16 protein-coding genes, 1 tRNA gene and 4 pseudogenes are annotated in these 20290 nt (G+C 39.7%); 13 read left to right on the forward strand and 8 right to left on the reverse strand.

Going from position 1 to position 20290, the window contains the following annotated elements; all coding sequences use genetic code 11:
• Nucleotides 1-9: 9 nt before the first annotated feature.
• From ACU8V8_RS03850 to ACU8V8_RS03860, 3 genes and pseudogenes are all read right to left on the reverse strand, one after another.
• Nucleotides 10-402, reverse strand: coding sequence for a DUF3019 domain-containing protein (locus tag ACU8V8_RS03850; protein WP_446888906.1), 393 nt, complete (start codon nucleotides 400-402; stop codon nucleotides 10-12).
• Entirely contained in the window at nucleotides 392-1198 is an 807-nt protein-coding gene (locus tag ACU8V8_RS03855) for a MipA/OmpV family protein (protein ID WP_446889577.1), read from the reverse strand. Before ACU8V8_RS03855 ends, ACU8V8_RS03850 begins: the two co-directional genes overlap by 11 nt.
• A 143-nt stretch (nucleotides 1199-1341) precedes the next feature.
• A pseudogene (locus ACU8V8_RS03860) lies at nucleotides 1342-2149 on the reverse strand (hypothetical protein).
• A gap of 140 nt (nucleotides 2150-2289) precedes the next feature.
• Here ACU8V8_RS03860 and ACU8V8_RS03865 point away from each other — a divergent pair.
• Nucleotides 2290-3415, forward strand: a pseudogene (locus ACU8V8_RS03865) (serine hydrolase domain-containing protein).
• Between the two features lie 292 nt (nucleotides 3416-3707).
• On the forward strand, nucleotides 3708-3905 hold the full coding sequence (locus tag ACU8V8_RS03870; protein WP_446888907.1) for a hypothetical protein: 198 nt from the start codon (nucleotides 3708-3710) through the stop codon (nucleotides 3903-3905).
• Nucleotides 3906-3996: 91 nt separating this feature from the next.
• Here the strand turns inward: ACU8V8_RS03870 and yhbY are convergent, their stop codons facing one another.
• The gene (gene yhbY / locus ACU8V8_RS03875) at nucleotides 3997-4293 is read right to left on the reverse strand and encodes a ribosome assembly RNA-binding protein YhbY (protein WP_058559834.1); all 297 of its coding nucleotides are present in this window, start codon (nucleotides 4291-4293) and stop codon (nucleotides 3997-3999) included.
• A gap of 88 nt (nucleotides 4294-4381) precedes the next feature.
• Between yhbY and rlmE the strand changes: the two genes are divergently transcribed.
• The 8 genes and pseudogenes from rlmE (at nucleotide 4382) to ACU8V8_RS03915 (ending at nucleotide 13059) form a co-directional block, all read left to right on the forward strand.
• Complete coding sequence (gene rlmE, locus ACU8V8_RS03880) at nucleotides 4382-5011, forward strand: 23S rRNA (uridine(2552)-2'-O)-methyltransferase RlmE (protein ID WP_087530813.1); 630 nt, start codon at nucleotides 4382-4384, stop codon at nucleotides 5009-5011.
• A gap of 66 nt (nucleotides 5012-5077) precedes the next feature.
• Nucleotides 5078-7018, forward strand: coding sequence for an ATP-dependent zinc metalloprotease FtsH (ftsH, locus tag ACU8V8_RS03885; protein WP_446888908.1), 1941 nt, complete (start codon nucleotides 5078-5080; stop codon nucleotides 7016-7018).
• A 92-nt stretch (nucleotides 7019-7110) separates the two neighbouring features.
• Complete coding sequence (gene folP, locus ACU8V8_RS03890) at nucleotides 7111-7977, forward strand: dihydropteroate synthase (protein ID WP_446888909.1); 867 nt, start codon at nucleotides 7111-7113, stop codon at nucleotides 7975-7977.
• On the forward strand, nucleotides 7967-9316 hold the full coding sequence (gene glmM, locus ACU8V8_RS03895; RefSeq protein WP_446888910.1) for a phosphoglucosamine mutase: 1350 nt from the start codon (nucleotides 7967-7969) through the stop codon (nucleotides 9314-9316). The genes folP and glmM overlap by 11 nt, the downstream gene beginning before the upstream one ends.
• A gap of 72 nt (nucleotides 9317-9388) precedes the next feature.
• On the forward strand, nucleotides 9389-10138 hold the full coding sequence (gene tpiA, locus ACU8V8_RS03900; RefSeq protein WP_446888911.1) for a triose-phosphate isomerase: 750 nt from the start codon (nucleotides 9389-9391) through the stop codon (nucleotides 10136-10138).
• Nucleotide 10139: 1 nt separating this feature from the next.
• Complete coding sequence (gene secG, locus ACU8V8_RS03905) at nucleotides 10140-10490, forward strand: preprotein translocase subunit SecG (RefSeq protein ID WP_087530809.1); 351 nt, start codon at nucleotides 10140-10142, stop codon at nucleotides 10488-10490.
• A gap of 80 nt (nucleotides 10491-10570) precedes the next feature.
• Nucleotides 10571-10656 (forward strand) — tRNA-Leu (locus ACU8V8_RS03910).
• Nucleotides 10657-11434: 778 nt separating this feature from the next.
• Nucleotides 11435-13059: pseudogene (locus ACU8V8_RS03915) on the forward strand (methyl-accepting chemotaxis protein).
• An 87-nt stretch (nucleotides 13060-13146) separates the two neighbouring features.
• Here ACU8V8_RS03915 and ACU8V8_RS03920 read toward each other — a convergent pair.
• The 3 genes and pseudogenes from ACU8V8_RS03920 to ACU8V8_RS03930 form a co-directional block, all read right to left on the reverse strand.
• Nucleotides 13147-13553, reverse strand: a pseudogene (locus ACU8V8_RS03920) (phosphate ABC transporter substrate-binding protein).
• A 12-nt stretch (nucleotides 13554-13565) separates the two neighbouring features.
• Nucleotides 13566-14690, reverse strand: coding sequence for a porin (locus ACU8V8_RS03925; protein ID WP_446889578.1), 1125 nt, complete (start codon nucleotides 14688-14690; stop codon nucleotides 13566-13568).
• Between the two features lie 715 nt (nucleotides 14691-15405).
• Nucleotides 15406-16215, reverse strand: a complete 810-nt coding sequence (locus tag ACU8V8_RS03930; RefSeq protein ID WP_446888912.1) for an alpha/beta hydrolase family protein — start codon at nucleotides 16213-16215, stop codon at nucleotides 15406-15408.
• A 458-nt stretch (nucleotides 16216-16673) separates the two neighbouring features.
• On the opposite strand from ACU8V8_RS03930, the gene ACU8V8_RS03935 reads away from it, so the two are divergent.
• Nucleotides 16674-17234, forward strand: a complete 561-nt coding sequence (locus ACU8V8_RS03935; protein ID WP_446888913.1) for a hypothetical protein — start codon at nucleotides 16674-16676, stop codon at nucleotides 17232-17234.
• A 26-nt stretch (nucleotides 17235-17260) separates the two neighbouring features.
• On the opposite strand, the gene ACU8V8_RS03940 is transcribed toward ACU8V8_RS03935, so the two are convergent.
• Nucleotides 17261-17629 (reverse strand): hypothetical protein, encoded by a 369-nt coding sequence (locus ACU8V8_RS03940; RefSeq protein ID WP_446888914.1) that lies wholly within the window; start codon nucleotides 17627-17629, stop codon nucleotides 17261-17263.
• Between the two features lie 99 nt (nucleotides 17630-17728).
• Here ACU8V8_RS03940 and ACU8V8_RS03945 point away from each other — a divergent pair, with 99 nt between their 5' ends.
• Together ACU8V8_RS03945 and ggt are read left to right on the forward strand one after the other, a co-directional pair.
• A complete protein-coding gene (locus tag ACU8V8_RS03945; RefSeq protein ID WP_446888915.1) occupies nucleotides 17729-18265 on the forward strand; it encodes a GNAT family N-acetyltransferase in 537 nt (178 codons plus the stop codon).
• Between the two features lie 121 nt (nucleotides 18266-18386).
• The gene (gene ggt / locus ACU8V8_RS03950) at nucleotides 18387-20015 is read left to right on the forward strand and encodes a gamma-glutamyltransferase (RefSeq protein ID WP_446889579.1); all 1629 of its coding nucleotides are present in this window, start codon (nucleotides 18387-18389) and stop codon (nucleotides 20013-20015) included.
• The last annotated feature ends 275 nt before the right edge of the window (nucleotides 20016-20290 follow it).

Here is a 20290-nt window from a genome sequence, read left to right on the forward strand (position 1 = left end):
AAATTCTCTTTAAAAAAGTCGCCAGCGACGTTTCTTTTGGCGGTTTTGATAAACCCATTGTAGTTGTACTTGAGTCGTTGCGATTATTTTACCGGTATCACTATTGATTAGCTCAAAAGCAATTGTTTCAACAGAATCAAAAGCGTAATTGAATTGACCCGATTGTTGTCTTAACCAACATTGCATTATGTGCTTTGAAGTCGCGTCGCGTAAACAGTAATTGCCAACTTCAGGCTGCTGCCAGTTCAATGCAATCTCGGCATAGCAATTACGCCCTTCACGAAGAGCGACACAAGTATCTGGTACCGCTATAAATTCAGTTTGTTTTATTTGCTCGCCGTGAACGAGCAGAGACTTGGTTCCTAACAAACAAAAAATGACAGTGAAAGCTTTAGAATACATATCGCACGCCTACCATGGCTTTATGCTGATAGCCTTGCGAGACAATGGGACTATTGGTGATTCCATCAGAGAACCAAGTTGATAGCCAACCAGTTAAAAATACCCAGTGCTGGTTAAGCGGGTACTCGGCGTGAAATTCAAATATTAAGCTACCAGATGTACTCGTTTTATATATAGGTCGGTTTGACGTGGCTTCATCTGCAGTGATACCAAAATAATAATTTGTAAAATTACTCGAATATGCACTGATACCTACACCGGTGCGAAATTCCCAATTTCGCCAAGGTAAAATGTGACTAAAAAACGAATTCATCACCCAGCCATTATGGGCGTTTGATATATCGTGGAGATATTCAAATGATATTTGTGAGTTTTCAAAACGACGCGCTAAGCGTAGCCCAGTATTAAAGTCATATTTTCGAGCATTAATACCGGCAAGTTCTTCTATGGTGCCGGTGTTATAAAAATCGAGGCCAGTATCATCAAAGCCAGCTTGAACATTAGTACCAATTAGATCCAGCTCCCAATTAAACTGTTCAATTATACTATAGCCAACGATTACGCCACCACTGAGCTGACTGTGATCTATATCGAGGTAAAAACGGTCGTAAGATAGCGCAAGATTTAGGTCAAGCTCTAAGCCATCATTGTATGAGTCCATTCCAACCAAAAAGGAGTCTTCAATATAATAACCCGCTCCTGCACTCCAATCCCACGCAAACCCGCTGGTGGGTTCAAGAGTGTTATCTGCATAGTAGCGATTGCTTGCTGCACTGGTGTTGATCCACAAACACATACTGAGAAGGATAAGTTTCAAATATGGTGTTAATTGATTGTGCAGCATCTGTTTTCCAGCAGCGTAAATAGAGTAAGTATGTGTATTATATTGTTAAAGAGTACCTTTTATCTGTAAAAAAATGTACGAAATGGTGTTTAATTTTATAACACTTTAATTTTATCAATCAAAATACTGGTTAAATAATACTGCATCATTGGAGTCAAAGCGCTTATTTCAGTGCGATTACATGGCCCTTGTAACTTAGTTAAGTTACTCATTTTGCTGATGGTTTTATACTCTGGAATACTCACGTCCTGATTTGCACGTGCCATACGCGCTTGCTCTGTATTTTGGTCGTGAATAAAAGATGCAATTTCTAATTCATTACTGATTAATTGTTCTTGTACAAAGCTAAATACCAACGGCTCTCTGTGAAAACTGGCACTATCAATAGATGACTTTCCAAACCACACAACATCACCTGAGGCTCTGTGGGTTAAGCGCATGCTTACTTGTGCGTTGATGGTCGCACATTGTTGTGTCGGGTAAAGCATAGCGACTTTTTCAAATGTAGTTGTTGTTTCGCTAGGAACTTGTATTTGATATTTGGTGTCGTCAATAAAGTTAAGTTCCAGTTGATGAATTGATAGAGTGTAATCAGTAACACCTTGTTCAACAACACGCAAATTAATTGCAGTTATTGCATCACTTATTTGCTTGAATAATGTGTCTGTGACACTGGCTTTATCTGCGACGATTCTAACAGTTTGATTACGGCTTACTTTATGGGCTGGTAGCTGCACCGACTTCACTTTAGGGGAAGCATGTTTAGTTGCGTATTCAACTTGGTAGCTTTGGCTTTTCAAAGATGGCTTTGCTGGCATTGCTAATGGTGCTGCTATTGGCGGTGGGGGCGGTAACACACGCTGTGGTTGTTAAGATAAAAACAGCAATAATAAGAATACGAATAATCACAATAAACCCTTTAAAAATTCATGAATCTAGACATTGTACGTTAGTCTTAATAAAAGTTCATGGTATTATGGACTCAGAATATTCTCAATGTAGATAAAAATAATAAAAAATGAAGTATTTTTTGCCCTGGGTTTATACCGTTTTTTCTCCTTACTCTGTTGTTTTTTTCTGGGCTTAGTCATGCAACTGATAAACAGTGGCAATCACTTGTCAGTGATTATGAAAAGCATCTAGCTGCAAAATTAAAAAGTAAAGGGATCCCTGGTGGTGCGCTGTCTATAGTAAACGGCCCTGATAATCTTTTTGTAAAAGGGATTGGTGTTACAAAGCTTTCTAAGGGGCGCAAGGTCGATGCCCATACTCGCTTTCGCTTAGCCTCAGTATCGAAAACATTTGCAGGCTCCCTGACGGCAAAACTCGCCAATGAAGGGCGCTTTTCTCTCGAAGATCCTGTTAGCAAATTTATTCCTGAATTCAGTAATACGAGTTATAAAAAACAACTTGAAGGTTTATCACTTATTGAGCCATTCAGGAGGTTTAGTGCCCAATGCATATGATAACTTGATTGAGTCGAGAATGAGTTACCCTGATATTGTATCTAAGCTTTTAAGTGTAGAGCCCATTTGTAAGCCCGGACAGTGTTATGGCTATCAAAACGTGATGTTTAGTTTGGTTGATGAAGTAATTAAAGCAAGCACTAAAATGGGCTATGCTCGCTGGTTAAATGAATTCGTTTTTGCACCTTTGCAAATGAACGATGCTAGTTTAGGGTATGAGCAAATGATAATTGATAACAACTACGCCCACCCACATGTTAGGGGGCGTAAGCGTTGGCATACAGCAAGATTAAAACAAAACTACTATAAAGTGCTTCCCGCTGCGGGTGTTAACGCCAGTGCCAGTGATATGGCTATATGGCTTAAAGCACAATTGGGTTACTACCCAAGTGTGTTGTCGCCTGAAGTACTTGCAGATCAAACTCGTCCTTATACGCATACTAAAAAAGAGTTACGTCGTAGGGTGTGGAAAAAACACCTCAAAGAGGCTTATTATGGTTTAGGTTGGCGGGTTTATAATTATGATAATGAAACCCTTTATTACCACAGTGGCTGGGTGCAAGGCTATCGTAGTGATATCGTTATTATGCCGCATTTAAACATTGGTTTTAGTTTGATTTTAAATGCGGAAACAGGTTTGATCAATGAACTTACCACAGAGTTTATTGACCAAGTCCTTGCTTATAAACGTCAGCAGAAATAACGCTAGGATCATTAATGAAGTACTTACTGAGTTTTTTAATTATTTTTTATACTGGCGCGGTTTATGCGACACCTGAAAATATTTTCTTATTTCGTCATAGTGAAAAAAGCGAAGGCAAAACCCGCATTTAACAACCGCTGGAAAGCAAAGGGCGCTGCAATTACCTACTTTAATTCACCAAACTGAAACGGTTACGTTATACAGCACTAATTATAATCGTACCGTTGAGAGTGCAAGTGAGTTAGCTAAGCACTTTGCTGTTGAGATTAATATTTATGATCCGCGAGATTTAGTGGCGTTTAAAGAGCATATTTTGCAACAACAGGGCACAGTGATAGTCATTGGTCATAGCAATACGAGTGTTGAACTAGCGGCTTTAATTTCTGAATTAACGGTTAGTAAAATGCTTGAATCAGAATTTTCACGTTATTTCTTACTACAGCGCAGAGGGAAAAATTATCATCTAAGTGATTTACGAATGAATTTTTAGTCGATTGCACATTCTTTTACATTTTTCTTCGCCGTAAAATTTAATTATAAAAAAACCAGCTTCCGCTGGTTTTTTTAGGAAGCTAAAAAAATTAATTGCGCGGCAACTGAATTTTTTTCTCTTCACTTTGGCGATAAAGCACAATCGTGTGACCGATTGTTTGCAGTTTTTCTGCGCCAGTTTCACGTACAATTGCCTCAAATATCAAGGCTTTAGTTTCACGATCGTCAGTTGGTACTTTAACTTTAATAAGTTCGTGAATTTCTAATGCACTTTGTATTTCAACCACAACACCTTCGGTTAAACCGTTTGAACCAAGTAATACAACTGGTTTTAAGGAGTGTGCTTGACCTTTTAAAAACTGCTTTTGTTTGTTCGATAATTTCATGTTGTTACAAATTTTGCTGAATATGGCTTGAATTAAGGGTATTCTAACGCCATCTAAAGAATATTACTAATTAGTTGCGTGTTAATTTATGACAAATAAAAAACATTCAGCCAGTTCACAGCGTTGGTTGAAGGAACATTTTGATGATCCTTACGTTCACGAAGCCCAAAAGAAAGGTTGGCGCTCTCGTGCGATTTTTAAACTTGATGAAATTCAAAATAAAGATAAATTACTACGCCCAGCAATGACCGTGGTAGATTTAGGTGCAGCACCCGGTAGTTGGTCCCAGTATTTAGCAGAAAAAGTTGGCGCTAAAGGCCAAGTTGTTGCATGTGATATATTACCTATGGATTCACTGGCAGGTGTTGATTTTTTGCAAGGAGATTTTCGAGAAGAGGCTGTACTCGATGCGCTATTAAATCGTATCGGGGGTAAGAACGTAGATGTGGTGCTTTCCGACATGGCACCGAATATGAGTGGCAATAGCTCTGTTGACCAAGCAGGCAGTATGTATCTGGTGGAACTAGCGCTGGACATGTGTCACCAAGTGTTGAAGAAAAATGGTGCATTTATTGTTAAAGTTTTTCAAGGTGAAGGTTTTGATCAATATTTACAAGATGTACGTAATAGCTTTAAAACAGTGAAGATACGCAAACCCGACGCCTCGCGTGCTCGTTCTCGTGAAGTATATATAGTAGCGACAGGCTACAAACTGTAGTACAGTTGTCAGGCGTGTAGTTGAATTTAAATTAATTGGATACAAGAGGTTAACCCCTTGAGCGATATGGCGAAAAATCTAATACTCTGGCTGGTAATTGCAGTTGTGCTAATGTCAGTCTTTCAGAGCTTTAATGGTGGCGATCAAGTCGATCGTCAAACTAGTTACAGTCAATTTGTTAAAGACGCCCGAAATGGCGCTATACAAGAAGTGGCAATTGAGAGTACCAGTGGCACAATCACTGGGACTAAAAGTAATGGTGAGCGCTTTCAAACCATTATGCCTATTTATGACAAAGACATTTTAAATGACTTATTAAAAAGTGATGTGAATGTTAAAGGTGTTAAACCTGAAGAACAGTCGTTCTTAGCAAGCATACTCATTTCATGGTTCCCGATGTTGCTCCTCATTGGTGTATGGATTTTCTTCATGCGTCAAATGCAAGGCGGTGGCGGTAAAGGCGCTATGTCATTCGGTAAGAGTAAAGCACGCTTGATGAGCGAAGACCAAGTTAAAACAACTTTCGCGGATGTTGCCGGGTGTGACGAAGCGAAAGATGATGTGACTGAATTAGTGGATTTCTTACGGGATCCGTCTAAGTTCCAAAAGTTAGGCGGTAGTATTCCTAAAGGGGTACTGATGGTCGGTCCTCCTGGAACAGGTAAAACATTACTTGCTAAAGCCGTTGCCGGTGAAGCAAAAGTACCGTTTTTTACTATTTCAGGTTCTGATTTTGTAGAAATGTTTGTGGGTGTTGGTGCGTCACGTGTGCGCGACATGTTTGAACAAGCCAAAAAAGCAGCGCCATGTATCATCTTCATCGATGAAATTGATGCTGTTGGTCGTAAGCGTGGTGCAGGAATGGGCGGTGGTCACGATGAGCGTGAGCAAACCCTAAACCAAATGCTAGTGGAAATGGATGGTTTTGAAGGCAACGAAGGTATTATCGTTATCGCCGCAACTAACCGTCCTGATGTATTAGATCCAGCGTTACTTCGCCCAGGTCGTTTTGACCGTCAAGTTGTTGTTGGTTTACCTGATATTCGTGGCCGTGAGCAAATATTAAAAGTTCATATGCGTAAAGTGCCTCTAGGCGATAATGTAGAAGCGTCTGTTATTGCCCGTGGGACGCCAGGTTTCTCAGGTGCTGATTTAGCAAACCTTGTAAACGAAGCGGCTTTATACGCTGCCCGTGGTAATAAGCGTGTAGTTAGCATGGCTGAGTTTGATGCTGCTAAAGACAAAATCATGATGGGTGCTGAGCGCAAAACCATGGTGATGAGCGAGCAAGAAAAAGAAATGACAGCCTACCACGAAGCGGGCCACGCAATTGTTGGTCGGTTAGTGCCTGAGCATGACCCTGTTTATAAAGTATCTATTATTCCTCGTGGCCGTGCCCTTGGTGTAACTATGTACTTACCTGAGCAAGATCGTGTTAGTCATTCAAAAGAGTTGCTTGAGTCAATGATTTCAAGCCTTTATGGTGGACGTATTGCAGAAGCACTTATCTACGGTGAAGATAAAGTAACCACAGGTGCGAGTAACGATATTGAAAGGGCAACTGATATTGCGCGTAAAATGGTTACTCAGTGGGGTTTGAGTGAAAAGCTTGGGCCATTACTTTATGCAGAAGATCAGAATGAAATGTACATGGGCGGCGGCGGAGGCCGTGCTATGAGCATGTCGGATGAAACTGCAAAAGTAATTGATACTGAAGTACGCTTGTTTTCTGATAGAAACTACCAACGTGCTGAGGATATTCTTAAAGAGAATATTGATATTTTGCATTCGATGAAAGACGCATTAATGAAGTATGAAACCATTGATGCAAAACAAATCGATGACTTAATGGCACGTCAACCTGTACGCGAGCCTCGCGATGCCCATGACCGACGTGACACAGGCGATAAAAAATCGGAACCAGCCCAGGTTAAAGCTGAACCTGAGAGTAAAGATCAAGAATCATCGCAAAAAGATGAAACAAACCTTGATGACAAAGCTGAATAATAGTTAAAATAGCTTATCTAAAAACCCCGGGCCACCGGGGTTTTTTGTATCAAAAAGAATAATCAATGCAATGGATGTATTGAAGGTGAAAAATGACCACAGTTAATTTACCTCGAGGTCGTAAGTTACACCTCAACTCCCCAATTATTATGGGGATCTTAAATGTTACTCCTGATTCCTTTTCAGATGGTGGTTCATACTATCAGACGGACAGCGCTGTCATTCAGGCTCAAGAACTTCTTAACGATGGCGCCACCATAATAGATATTGGTGGTGAGTCGACGCGTCCAGGCGCCCCTGATGTCACGCTTGAAGAAGAGTTAAGTCGTGTAATACCCACAATAAAAGCAATAAGGGCTCATTCAGATATAACTGTAAGTGAATGTATCATTTCAATAGATACCAGCAAAAGCGAGGTTATGCGCCAAGCAGTGCTCGCTGGTGCTGATATTATAAATGATGTGCGTGCTCTTCAAGAGCCTGATGCGCTCAACGTAGCAGCCCAATTTACAGATATTGCAATTTGCTTGATGCATATGCAGGGGCAGCCTCGTACCATGCAAAGCAATCCGCAGTACGATAATTTATTTGCAGATATCAATCATTTTTTTCAGCAACGTATTGATGCTTGTAAAACAGCGGGCATTAAGCCAGAGCAACTTATTCTAGATCCAGGCTTTGGCTTTGGAAAAAGCTTGACTCACAATTATCAATTGTTAGCACGATTTGATGAATTTAATCGATTTAATTTACCAGTGTTGGCAGGGCTTTCACGTAAATCAATGATTGGTAATTTACTAAATAGAACAACGGATGAGCGCCTTGCCGGCAGTTTAGCTGGGGCACTCATAGCAGCGCAACGTGGCGCAAAAATTATTCGAGTACATGATGTAAAAGAAACCGCAGATGTGCTTGCTGTTTGGCAAGCTTGCGAACAAGGAATATCAAATGAGCAATAGAAAATATTTTGGCACCGATGGTGTACGTGGCATGGTTGGGGAGTTTCCAATCACCCCTGAATTTGCACTTAAACTTGGCTGGGCAGCTGGTCGTGTACTGTCACAAAATGGCACTAAAAAAGTTATTATTGGTAAAGATACGCGGATATCGGGCTATATGCTTGAAACATCACTCGAAGCTGGCTTAATTGCCGCTGGTATTGATGTGGTTTTACTAGGGCCAATGCCAACACCGGCTGTTGCCTACCTTGCTCAAACATTTCGTGCTGAAGCGGGTATTGTGATCAGCGCTTCACATAATCCTTATCACGATAATGGTATTAAGTTTTTCTGTGGCCGAGGATTAAAACTCGGTGATGATGTTGAGCTGCAAATCGAAGCTATGCTTGACGAGCCTATGACGTGTGTAGCCTCTGATAAGCTAGGTAAAGCACGCCGTCTAGAAAGTGCTGATGGGCGTTATATTGAGTTTTGTAAGAGCCAATTCCCGCAAGGTTTATCACTTGAAGGGCTAAAAATTGTATTAGATTGCGCTAATGGAGCCACTTACCATATAGCACCATCAGTAATGCGTGAGCTAGGTGCTGAAATTATTTGTCATGCATGTGAACCAAATGGTGTCAATATCAATTTAGAGTGTGGTGCAACTCATGTAGATGCACTCAAACGTAAAGTACTTGAGCATAACGCTGACGTGGGTATTGCCTATGATGGTGATGGTGACCGTGTCATGATGGTTGATCATAATGGCCGTGTATTTGATGGCGATGATATTGTTTACATTATAGCTTGTCAGGCTGCCCAAGATGATATTTTAGGTGGTGGTGTTGTCGGTACGGTTATGTCTAATATGGGTCTTGAAAACGCATTAAAAGCCAAAGGTATCGCATTTGAACGTAGTAAAGTTGGCGACCGTTATGTAATGGAACTATTGCAAGAAAAAGGCTGGAAAATAGGTGGCGAAAGCTCTGGGCATGTATTGAATTTAGACCTTATTAGCACCGGCGATGGTATTATCTCAAGCTTACAAGTATTAGCCGCAATGGTTGCACAAAACCGCACGTTGAAAGATTTAGGTGCCGGTTTTACTAAATACCCAATGAAAATGATTAACGTGCGTTACAAAGCGGGCACGGATCCAACCCAAGCACCAGAAGTACTTGCTGCAGTTGCGGAAGTTGAAACTAAACTGGCCGACAAAGGTCGAGTTTTACTACGTAAGTCAGGCACTGAGCCGGTAGTGCGAGTAATGGTTGAGGCTGAAGAAGAAAAAGTAGTACTTGATAGCGCAAGAAAAATTGCTGCAGTTGTCGAATCTATGAGCAAACAAACTGATTGATAACAATAACCTCTTGTAACTTTGGGCGAGTCGAGTTACTATCTCGCCCGCTTTCTAATCTGGAGTGGAAAAATGGCAACACGCAAGCCAATGGTAGCTGGGAACTGGAAAATGAATGGCTCTTTAGAGCTTGTTAATCAGTTATCTGTTGCAATAAATAACGTCAAATCAGTTGATTTAGATGTTGTAGTATTTCCTCCTTACCCGTTGTTATCTTCGTTAATTGAACAAGGTGTAACAACAGGTGCGCAAACTGTATCGGAAAATGAGCCAGGCGCTTTCACCGGTGAAGTGGACGCACAACTAATTAAAGACTTAGGTGCTAAGTATACATTGGTTGGTCACTCAGAACGCCGTAGTATTTATGGTGAAAGTAATGACACAGTTGCTAATAAATTTGCACGTGCACAGCAAGTAGGCTTAACCCCTATATTATGTGTAGGTGAAAGTGAGCAACAACGTGAACAAGAACAAACTGAATTAGTGGTTGCTGCACAAATTGATGCAGTAATTGATAAATTAGGTCTAGCAGCACTGAAAGATTCTGTGATAGCATACGAGCCCGTTTGGGCCATTGGCACAGGTAAGACTGCATCGCCTGAACAAGCACAAAGCGTGCACAAATTTATCCGTGATAAAATTGCTACTTTAAGCAGCGATTTAGCACAAGGGCTGACCATTCTTTATGGTGGCAGCGTTAATGAAAAAAATAGCGAATTATTATTTGCACAGCCAGATATAGATGGTGGCCTGATTGGTGGCGCTAGTCTAAAAGCAGATTCGTTTACTGCAATCTGTAATAGTGCAAAAAGGACCGTATAAGATGTACGAAATTTTATTAGTAGTTTATTTAGTTGTTGCGCTTGCACTTGTTGGTATGGTTTTAATCCAACAAGGTAAAGGCGCAGACATGGGGTCGTCATTTGGCGCTGGCGCATCAGGGACTGTGTTCGGTTCATCAGGTGCGGGTAACTTCATGACAAAAACAACCACAATTTTAGCGACAATCTTTTTTGTGCTAAGTATTGTGCTAGGTAATTTAACCGCGAATCAAATTAAGCAAAGTGATGAGTGGGAAAACTTAGAAGCAGCTCCTGCAGTTGAAACTGTAACACCGGCTGATAGCGATGTTCCAGTAACATCTACGAAAGAGAAATCTGACGTACCAAATTAATTTATAGAATATTGTTAAGCGGTTTACATTCCTCAAGTAAACTAACAAGCTTAACAGGTAAAAGTGAAAGCTTTAAAAATGCGGTTGTGGTGGAATTGGTAGACACGCTACCTTGAGGGGGGTAGTGCTTTAGGGCGTGGGGGTTCAAGTCCCCCCAACCGCACCATATCAAAGAAACCGGTAACAGCGATGTTACCGGTTTTTTTATACTCATACATTCAGTTAGTCAGCTGTGATTTACAGATATTATCAATGTCAGTACCGGGTATTAGCTAACACATCACTACTAGGTTGTCGTGCTTGCTCAATGAAATTATCTCCGTTATTAATTAATAGAGGCTAAAGCTAGCCCCTGGCTGTTGTTTTTGTTGTTATCTAGCTGAGTAAAGTCTTCGATTGTTTACTCTTTATTAATTGCAAATGTATGATCGTCGTTGATTAATTGAAATTTCAGAACAAATACTGCATTTTAAAAGGCTTGATATTTAGCTAGAACTGGTGTTTTTTGACCGTGTCAATCAATGCGGTCTATTCTTTTGTGCAACTGCTCTTGGGTAAGTCAGTTTGAATCAAATGCAAGCTGCTAAACTTACCATCATTGTATTAAACAATATTTAGTATCAAATAGGTTATCTTATAGCAAAGATGTCACTTTTTTTAATAAACTTAGGTGAGGTTTGAGTTAAATTGGTGAGTTTAATAAAATTTTCTTTATATTTAATGCTAAAACAATTAATTACAACAAAAGAGAATTGCAATTAACTAATAATAGCCTATAAATAGAGGATGTAAGTAAATCCTAACAAATAGTGTTAAAACTCTGATTGATTACGTATTGATGAGATGATTATATATAGAAAAAGCTATATAAATTATAAATATAGTTAAAATATTAGGCCATCTAGCCGATAACACACATAGTTATAAAAATTAAGGTACATCGAATGGCGTCAAGTATGTCTTTTCAAAATATCAGTATCACTAAAAAATCCATGCAATTACTAGTATTGCAGTGGTCGCTTTTATAGTGATAGTGCTGATAAATTATATTGCTATGGATGACAACCGAGGTTCATTGGATGAGCTAGAGAAAACCTCTTACCAGGTGGTTAAGTTAACATCTTCAAATGTTGTTCTATTAGAAAAACTAGACGAACTCTATACGCAAGCTGTAACGTTTGGCGAACAAGAACTGGTAGACAAAGCCGGTGACACATATACAAAATTAACCGTTAACCTTGAAAAAATCACAGCGATTAACAGTAGTTACATCGACTCTCAAACACGCAGCCAACTCAATAGTTATTCTAAGGTTTCTTCTGAAATAGCGGTTGGAATGATAAAAGGTACTGCTGATTTTAGTAAGATCCAACAGCAAGCTCAGTCTAAAACACAGATGTATAACTCTGTTTTAGAGAGTTTTAAAAATGCGCAGCAACGTGCTGATGACCGTTTTTTTGAATTAGTTAAAGATACTAAATCTCGTTCTGATAATGCTTTAACTTTGATGTTCGTCGTGTCTTTAGTGTCCTTGGTTTTACTTTTATTTATGGCTGTCTGGATTGCAAGAGGTATTGGCTCTGCAGCGAGTGAGGCGGCAGGAAATTTACGTTTACTAGGTGAAGGTAAAGGCTCACTAAGTACGCAGCTAACAGTACGATCTGAAGATGAAATTGGTCAAGTAGCAATCAATTTCAATACGTTTATAGCTTTATTACGAGGTTCAGTTTTAGATGTAATGGCTGTATGTGAGCCATTAATGGAAAATTCAACACGCTTAGTTCAAGGTATGGAGCAAGCTGAGCGGGCAACGAGTAAACAAACTTCAGATGCAGAGATTGTTAAACAGTCGATGGAAGAGATGAAGCAGAGTGTGGGTGATATCTCTCAATCGGCTGCTAACGCATCTCGTGCTGCACAAACGGCGGAGCAAGAAGTAGAACAAAGTCGTAGCCAGATTCAAACATCGGTTTCAGAATCTAAAACGCTGAGCAATGAAATAAATCATGCGGCAACTACAATCAATAAGTTAGCTGATGACACTAAAAATGTAACACAGATTTTAAATGTTATAACGTCGATTGCTGAACAAACAAATTTGTTAGCACTCAATGCCGCTATTGAAGCAGCCCGAGCTGGTGAGCAGGGCCGAGGCTTTGCGGTAGTAGCCGATGAAGTTAGAGAGCTTGCATCACGTACAGCTAAATCAACAAATGAAATCCGAGAACTATTAAATATACTGACAACAGCTGCAAATGAGTCGGTAAATGCAATGACTTCGGCACGGGATATGGCGACTAATAATGCCATTGCAGCAGAAAATACCGGTGTTTCAATTGAAAAAATTGCCGAACAAATGCTTGAGATTAATGGAATGAACTCGCAAATAGCAGCGGCCACTGAAGAGCAAACTTCCGTTGCTGCGATGGTTGTCGAGAATGTCTCTAACATGCATACGTCATTCGAAGATACAATGCAATCACTTGCGGCTGTAAGGGATGTTGCTAAAAATCTACATTATTTATCAGATAACTTATTAGATGCGACTGCCAAGTTTAAAGTTGAATAAAGGCGAATCTAAACGTTAAAATATTTAAGTAGATAATAAAAAACCACCTCGTTTGAGGTGGTTATTTAATTGAGAAATGAATAATTTTTAAAATTTGCCAATAACTTTTACGCTATCAGTCACCTTTGCGCTATCAATGTAGCCAATTCCATCCTTGTTGCTACTAACGAAATCAATCACAGCTTGATCATTACTAAGTTTTTCAGGTGGGTTCCTTTACCTGTAAATATCAATTTTGACCAATAAGCATTGAGTTGACTGCCAGACTTACCAACCACTTTGTCGTTGAACTCATCTGCTACACTATTACTATCTTGGTTAACCGGGTTCACCTTCATACCATCAGCAAAAGATTTACTTTTTCCTAAGTAGATTTTTTTAATGGTATTAGCGTCAATTTGATTCGCATTTGCAGGGTTTACGATTACAGCAACTTCTGCAAATGTGTTCAATGAGCAAACAGTCAGTGCAGTGGCTAAAAATAATTTTTTCATCACAAACTCCAATTAAAATACTAAATCTACAGCGACAGCAACAACATCAGTCTCTGTATCTGTGATATCGTTTTTAAAGCGGCTAAAGTCTACCTTTAAAGCTGCAGAAGGGTGGAAGTCGTAACGAGTGCCAATAGTGTATACATTACTTTTCGCTTTTGATCCCTCTAATACCAAGTTGATACCTTGATTTAAATCAGGAACGGCTGGTAGTGCATTATAACGGCTTTTTTCATGCTTATCGTCGTTATTCTCATAAGTCAAATGAACAGTCCACTCATCTATACGATAGCCTACAGATGTATAGTATTGAGTTTGCTTAGCTAACGCACTGTTATCTACTTCAAACTCCGTGTATTCAGCATCGAATAACACGTTGTTATAATCAATAGAGAAGCCAAGTGCTAAGAATGATCCGTCATCTTCATCGACAGCGATGTTATCAGCCTGATCAACAAACCCTGCGTTTCGTAATGTGGCTTCTAACTCATTGAGTGCGACAGCTGTTGCGTTATCATTTTCAATTGCTATAGATGTATCAGCTATAAAGTAGGCTGCGCGAGCACTAAACCAGTCGTAGCTTAGTGTCCAGTTAACGCCTGCTATATCATTAAGCTCAGTGTCACCATTAACTGATACAACGGCAATTGTACCGTCGTAGCTTCCATAAATACCTTGAAGTGTCGAGTCCCAATCACCAATTTGTGATGAATATAATAAACTTAAACCTTCATAGGTAGAAAAAGGAAGGTTATAAACTGATTGAGGTGGCCTTACCCAGCGGTATGCATAGCCAACATCTAAAAAGTCTGAATAACGATAAAAAGGTACGCGCATTTTACCTGCACTGAGTTGCAGCTCATCGGTAAACTCGTATGTTAAGTACGCCCATTCAAACTCAGCGTCAAAGTCATTTTCGCCACGCGCTACGATTTGTGCTGTTGCGCTTAATTTATCTTGCAAATCAGCAGATAATTGCAGCGCAAACACGCTTTCATTTTTAAAAGAGATATCGTTATCATACCCATATAAAGTTGTATCATCGTCTAATGTTTTACCGCCAACAATAGAGGCAAAACCATTGATACGCACTTCTGCATATGAGCTTGCAGACGCACATACAGCGCAAAGAGCAATTGCGATAGGAAGTTTTTTTCATTGTGTATCCTAATATTTAAAGAAATGTTGATTTCAAAGATATTCTAGTAGTAAAAGAGCGACTTAGCGACGCTATCGGTAAATAAAGTAGTTAAGGCCAATTTTAAGAAGTGAAAATTCAGAATAGATAAGGTGGATTATTTCATATGTTAGACTTATTTATAATAATTTTATTAGATTTTTGATTTTATCCAGCTTAATTATACCTAATTAAACCAAATGACTATAACCTTCTTCCTGAGGTGGCTTCTCATATTGAGCACCGCAACCCTTGCTGCCTTTGCAATACCAAGCTTGGCCGAGAAGAAAAGATCACTGCTAACTAGAGGACATATGAAAAGCAGAGGTAACAAGCGCGTATACGTGCTGAAAGTATTTTAGAGTCACTCACAGTACTGGCATCTAATGGCGAAAATCTAATTGATAAAGCCAATATGGATAACCTTGAAGATAGTGGTAAATATGTTCCTAACTTAAATATTCCTCTATATGGATCTGGTAATGCTGCATATACATCAGTATTTATTTGTACTTTTCGCTTACAATATCATGTTATTACACAGACTCTGTTGTGGGTGTTTACTTAGAGGGTTTCTGTTTGATCGTCAAATGGGATCTTACTCTAATTTTTAGCTATGTAAGGTTAGGCCAGCTTCATGACTGGCCCATTGCATAACAATGCTGTAGCTTCAATTTATAAGAATTTATTAAACCAGTTGATTATTTCTTGGTTTGCGGCTGATTGGTTTTTCTGTAATCCGTGATTATCATCAGGGTATATAACGAGTTTATGAGGGATCTTGGTGCTATCAAGCGCTTTTGCAAACTCAATTGAGTTATTCACAGAAACCCGTTTATCATTTCCTCCATGTATAAGTAAAATAGGTACTTCAGGTGAGAGTCCATTTACCCAATTTAATACTGAGCGCTTTGATAATTCATCAACTTTATTTACTTTGTAATTTGGGATCCTATGCTTGTATACTTTTTCCATTGCTGGGCGAAATTCAAGTTCCTTAAGTAAATCTGTGGCGCCTGCAATTGTTGCAATCGCTTTTACTTGCTTGGTTTGCTTTAACGCTAGGTGTGTTTGCATGCCACCTCTGCTTGCGCCATACATCCCGATACGCTTGTTATCTGCTCCAGTTATATCTGGTACAAATGTTAACAGCGCCAATACATCATCAATATCTTTACCACCAAATTCATCAAGTGAATCGTCTTTAGTAAATGTACCTCGGTACTGGCTACCAATGATCACAAAGCCTTCATTGGCGATTGGAAACAAATTGTGCATCATTGCGCCAAAAACAACCCCTCCAAAATTGCCATTTCCGCCACGGTTATAAACTAATACTGGCAGTTTTTTATCCGCGTGTTTGGGTTTAATCACATAACCTTTAACTAATATTCCATCTACATCGTAGTTAAATGTTTGGCATGAAAGGTTTGCTTTATACTTGTTAAACTTTTCTTCACCAAAATTAGAATCAAACCAAGACATTCTTTTTGCCAGAAGCTGATCGGACTTAACGTTCTTTTTATATTTTTTCTCCATTGCACTACGCCATGAGTCATAGCTTGTAAAAATCCAGCTGAAACAATCTTTTTGAGCGTTAACGTGCTCGTTGTCTATTAAATTCACCGCGTGTGATGAGAGTGAATGAATCAATAAGAATAAAACTATGAGTTTTTTTTCATTGTAATTCCTTTTAGGTTATGTGACTGCGCAAAAAACACTTTAAAGGTGTAGTATGTTAAAGATAAGAGCTTGCACAGTTCTAGTGCCAGTAATACAGTTGTTACTTATTGGTGTTTTAACAGTACCATACCGTATAAAAATAACAATTGAGGGTAGCCACAGTGGAAAATAGGTTTTATGTGCTTAGTGATAAGCAGCAACGGCACTTTCAACTAAAGTTAATAGGCTTCTATCTTCTTTTAAATATTCTGCTAGGAAGTGTGTTTACTTTTCTTGGAGTCCCTTTTGTTGCTTTATTTGTACTGTCAGTCAGTTTGTCTGTATTAGCCCCTTTTATTGATGTACCAAGTGGCATAAAAGCAGGGAACTTAATTTATTACTCACCGTTACTAATTGCTGAAAAAGTAAAAAATAACAGTTTGGCTTTACATGGTGGGAGTTTATTCGATTACTACTTTGTTCTAGATTCAAGCCAAACCGCCCAGCAACGAAAAAAACAGGTCTTAAGCGGCTATGTTGCGGGGTTAATTAAGCTAATTGAACACTATGAGCAGCAACAAAATAAAAATATAACCATTAAGGCGACCAGTTATATTATTAATCCTAAAACAGCACAAAAAGTGGGCTTTAACCAGATACAAACCGATGGCTTACAGACGTTACTTTTATATTTTAACTGGGTAAATATAAGCTGTTCAATGTCTATAATAAAAGGGCGTCTATCATTTGCTGATATTAGTAAAGTGTATTCATACCAAGGCACACTGGAAGAATTGATCGCCCGCAAAGCTTACTTGTTAGCTTTACAGGCGCGGTTGTAAAGCAGGCTGGTTACCTTAGTTGGGTTTTAATTGTCTTTATCTTGCTCGCGTTGTTCGCGGGCTTCACGTAATTCTTGGGCGAGTTCTTGCGCTTTTTGCTTGGTTTTTTCAGTTAACTCACCTGCAGCTTCTTTACTTTCGAGCCATGCGTCAAGGGCAACTTCTTTACCATCATCGTACATGTCTAAGCCAAGCTTTTTACTCTCATCTAATAGCTCGTCAAGTGATTCATCCTTGAATTCATTCGTGGTATCTTTTACCTCATCCCACGCATCACCTAATGCTTTTTGCATTTCGGCTTTGGCTTCTGCGGCATCTTCTTTTACTTCATTAGCGTCTTCACATCCGCTGAGAATAACGCAACCTAACAAAACTAAACTCGCGATTTTTTTCATATTTGTTCTCTATTAAAAGGGGAGTGTTCCTAAGACCGTCATTCTTAGGTAAAGTAATTTTAGTAATAATTTAAAAACATGCAATATACAGGTAAAAATATGAACGTACCTAGAACAGCTCGACTTAGTTTTCGGTTAATGGATGAACAAGATGCACCGCTATTGTATGAATTAGATAATGATCCGCAGGTTATGCAGTACCTAACACGAGGCAAAGTTAGTAGCATGCAGACAATTCAAGAGGTGTTTATCCCACGTATGCAAGCGTATCGCAATACTGAAAAGGGCTGGGGATTATGGCAGGTGAATATTACGCAAACAAATGAGTTTATAGGCTGGGTGCTTATCAGGCCGATGGACTTTTTTACTAAATCGCCTAACTACAATGATATTGAAATTGGTTGGCGTTTTAAACGCTCAAGCTGGGGCAAAGGGTTTGCTAGTGAAGCGGCTACAGCAATAGCTGATTGTATTGCCCAGCAGCCTCAAGTGCATGCTATTAGTGCGACAGCATTACAAGACAATCTAGCTTCTATTAAAGTCATGGAAAAATTAGCCATGAAATTTATTAAAAATTACACTCATATAGATGACGAAGGTGAGCTACCTGCTGTGCTATATCGAAAGTTAGTTTAATTGTCGTTTGACCTAGCGCGGTACAATATGCATTAATGGTGAAATAATTTAGTTAAAAAATAAAATTAAAAAGGAATGAACTATGTTTTCTCGTGGCAAAATTTTGCTTTTATTGTGCTTAATGGTAATTCAGTTAAATCTAATGCTGAGTGCTGCAGAAAAAACGAGTCAAGCTGCGGTTGCCATGCCTGACAGCTATAGTAGTGATACCGCAAGGGCTATTCTAGAGCAAGGCGGTAATGCCGTTGATGCGGCTATCGCGGCACAATTTGTATTGGCTGTAACTCTGCCTGAAGCTGGGAATATTGGTGGCGGTGGTTTTATGCTGATCCAAAAAGACGGCGAAAGTGACTTTATTGATTATCGTGAAACAGCACCGAGTGCGGCACATCGCGATATGTATTTAGATCAGCAGGGCAATGTTATTAAGCATCGCTCTGTGTATGGTATTCATGCCAGCGGTGTACCTGGCAGTGTTGCAGGTATGTGGCTTGCTCATAAAAAACACGGCACACTTGATTGGAAAACCTTAGTTGAACCCGCAGTAAAACTTGCCGAACATGGCTTTATTGTGCATCCAAAGCTTGCCAGCAGTATCGAGCGTTACATAGCTCGTATGGCTAAAAAAGACGTTTCGATTAATTTTGCTGAGTATTTTGCCAGCGCTAAAGCAAAACAAAACTTTAAGCAGCCAGAGCTTGCCGCGACACTTAAGCGCATTCGTGATAAGGGTAAAGCAGGGTTCTATGAAGGGGAAACTGCCAAAATCATCGCTGATTTTATGGCGCAACATGGCGGCATAATCACTCAAGCCGATTTAAAAGGCTATCAAGCAAAATCACGCACTCCTATTAAAGCCAGCTGGAACGGTTATGAAGTTTTAACCTCACCTCCCCCAAGCTCAGGCGGCATTGCTATTTTACAGTGGCTAAGAATGTATGAGTTAACTAAGCCTAGCGATGGTTTTGAGCATAATTCAACGGCTTATATTCATTTACTATCTGAAATAGGTAAGCGCGTTTTTGCCGATAGAGCAGAGTACTTAGGCGACCCTGACTTTTTTGACGTGCCACAAACAGAGCTGATTGCCAGTGAATACCTTAAAAAGCGCAGTAGCACCATTACCCTTGATAAAATATCAACCACTGAGGACATTAAACCAGGTTTGTATGAAAGCGAACAAACGACTCACTTTTCAATTGTAGATAAGTGGGGGAACGCAGTTTCGAACACCACAACGATTAACTTAGGGTACGGCAGTGGCGTTGTGGTCGCAGGCGCAGGTTTTTTACTTAATGACGAGATGGATGACTTTAGTGCAAAACCAGGCGTGATGAACGTTTTTGGCGCGCTTGGTGGCAAAGCTAATGAAATACAGCCACATAAACGTATGCTGAGCTCAATGACACCAACTATCTTACTTAAAAATAATAAAGTAAAAATGGTCACCGGCTCACCGGGCGGCACGACGATTATCAGCTCCGTGTATGAATCGATTTTAAACGCGGTTGAATTTAATATGAGCGCCGAAGAAGTGGTGAATAGCCCGCGTTTTCATCATCAACTATGGCCTAAAAATGTGATTCGCCATCACAGCGGTTTAGCTGCTGATGTTATTAGCGCACTTGAAAAAATGGGTTACACATTAGATGAACGCCGATTTGGTGATATGCATGTGATCATTGAGCGTGATGGTAAACTTGATGCAGGATCAGAAGCCTCGGGCCGCGGCAAAGCCATGGTGTTTTGATTCTAGCTGTAAGCTTGCGCGGTGTTCAATTAAGCGATTGTAGTTGGGTTGAGCATAGCAAAGCCCAGTTACAAAAGGTTTTAGGGGATAGGTAACTAGATTTTAGGTGCTAGGTCACTAGGTAACTAGGGGCTAGGGGGAGTATCTTGTAAGCGCGAGTTTATCTTGCGCTTTGGGCATATATAAAAATATATGCTAATTGTTGACAGCTAATAACTAGTAACAATGCCTGGCGTAACCTAGGAATTAGAGTTATCGATTGTCTTCAAAGTGCT

Source organism: Pseudoalteromonas sp. SaAl2 (assembly GCF_052947895.1).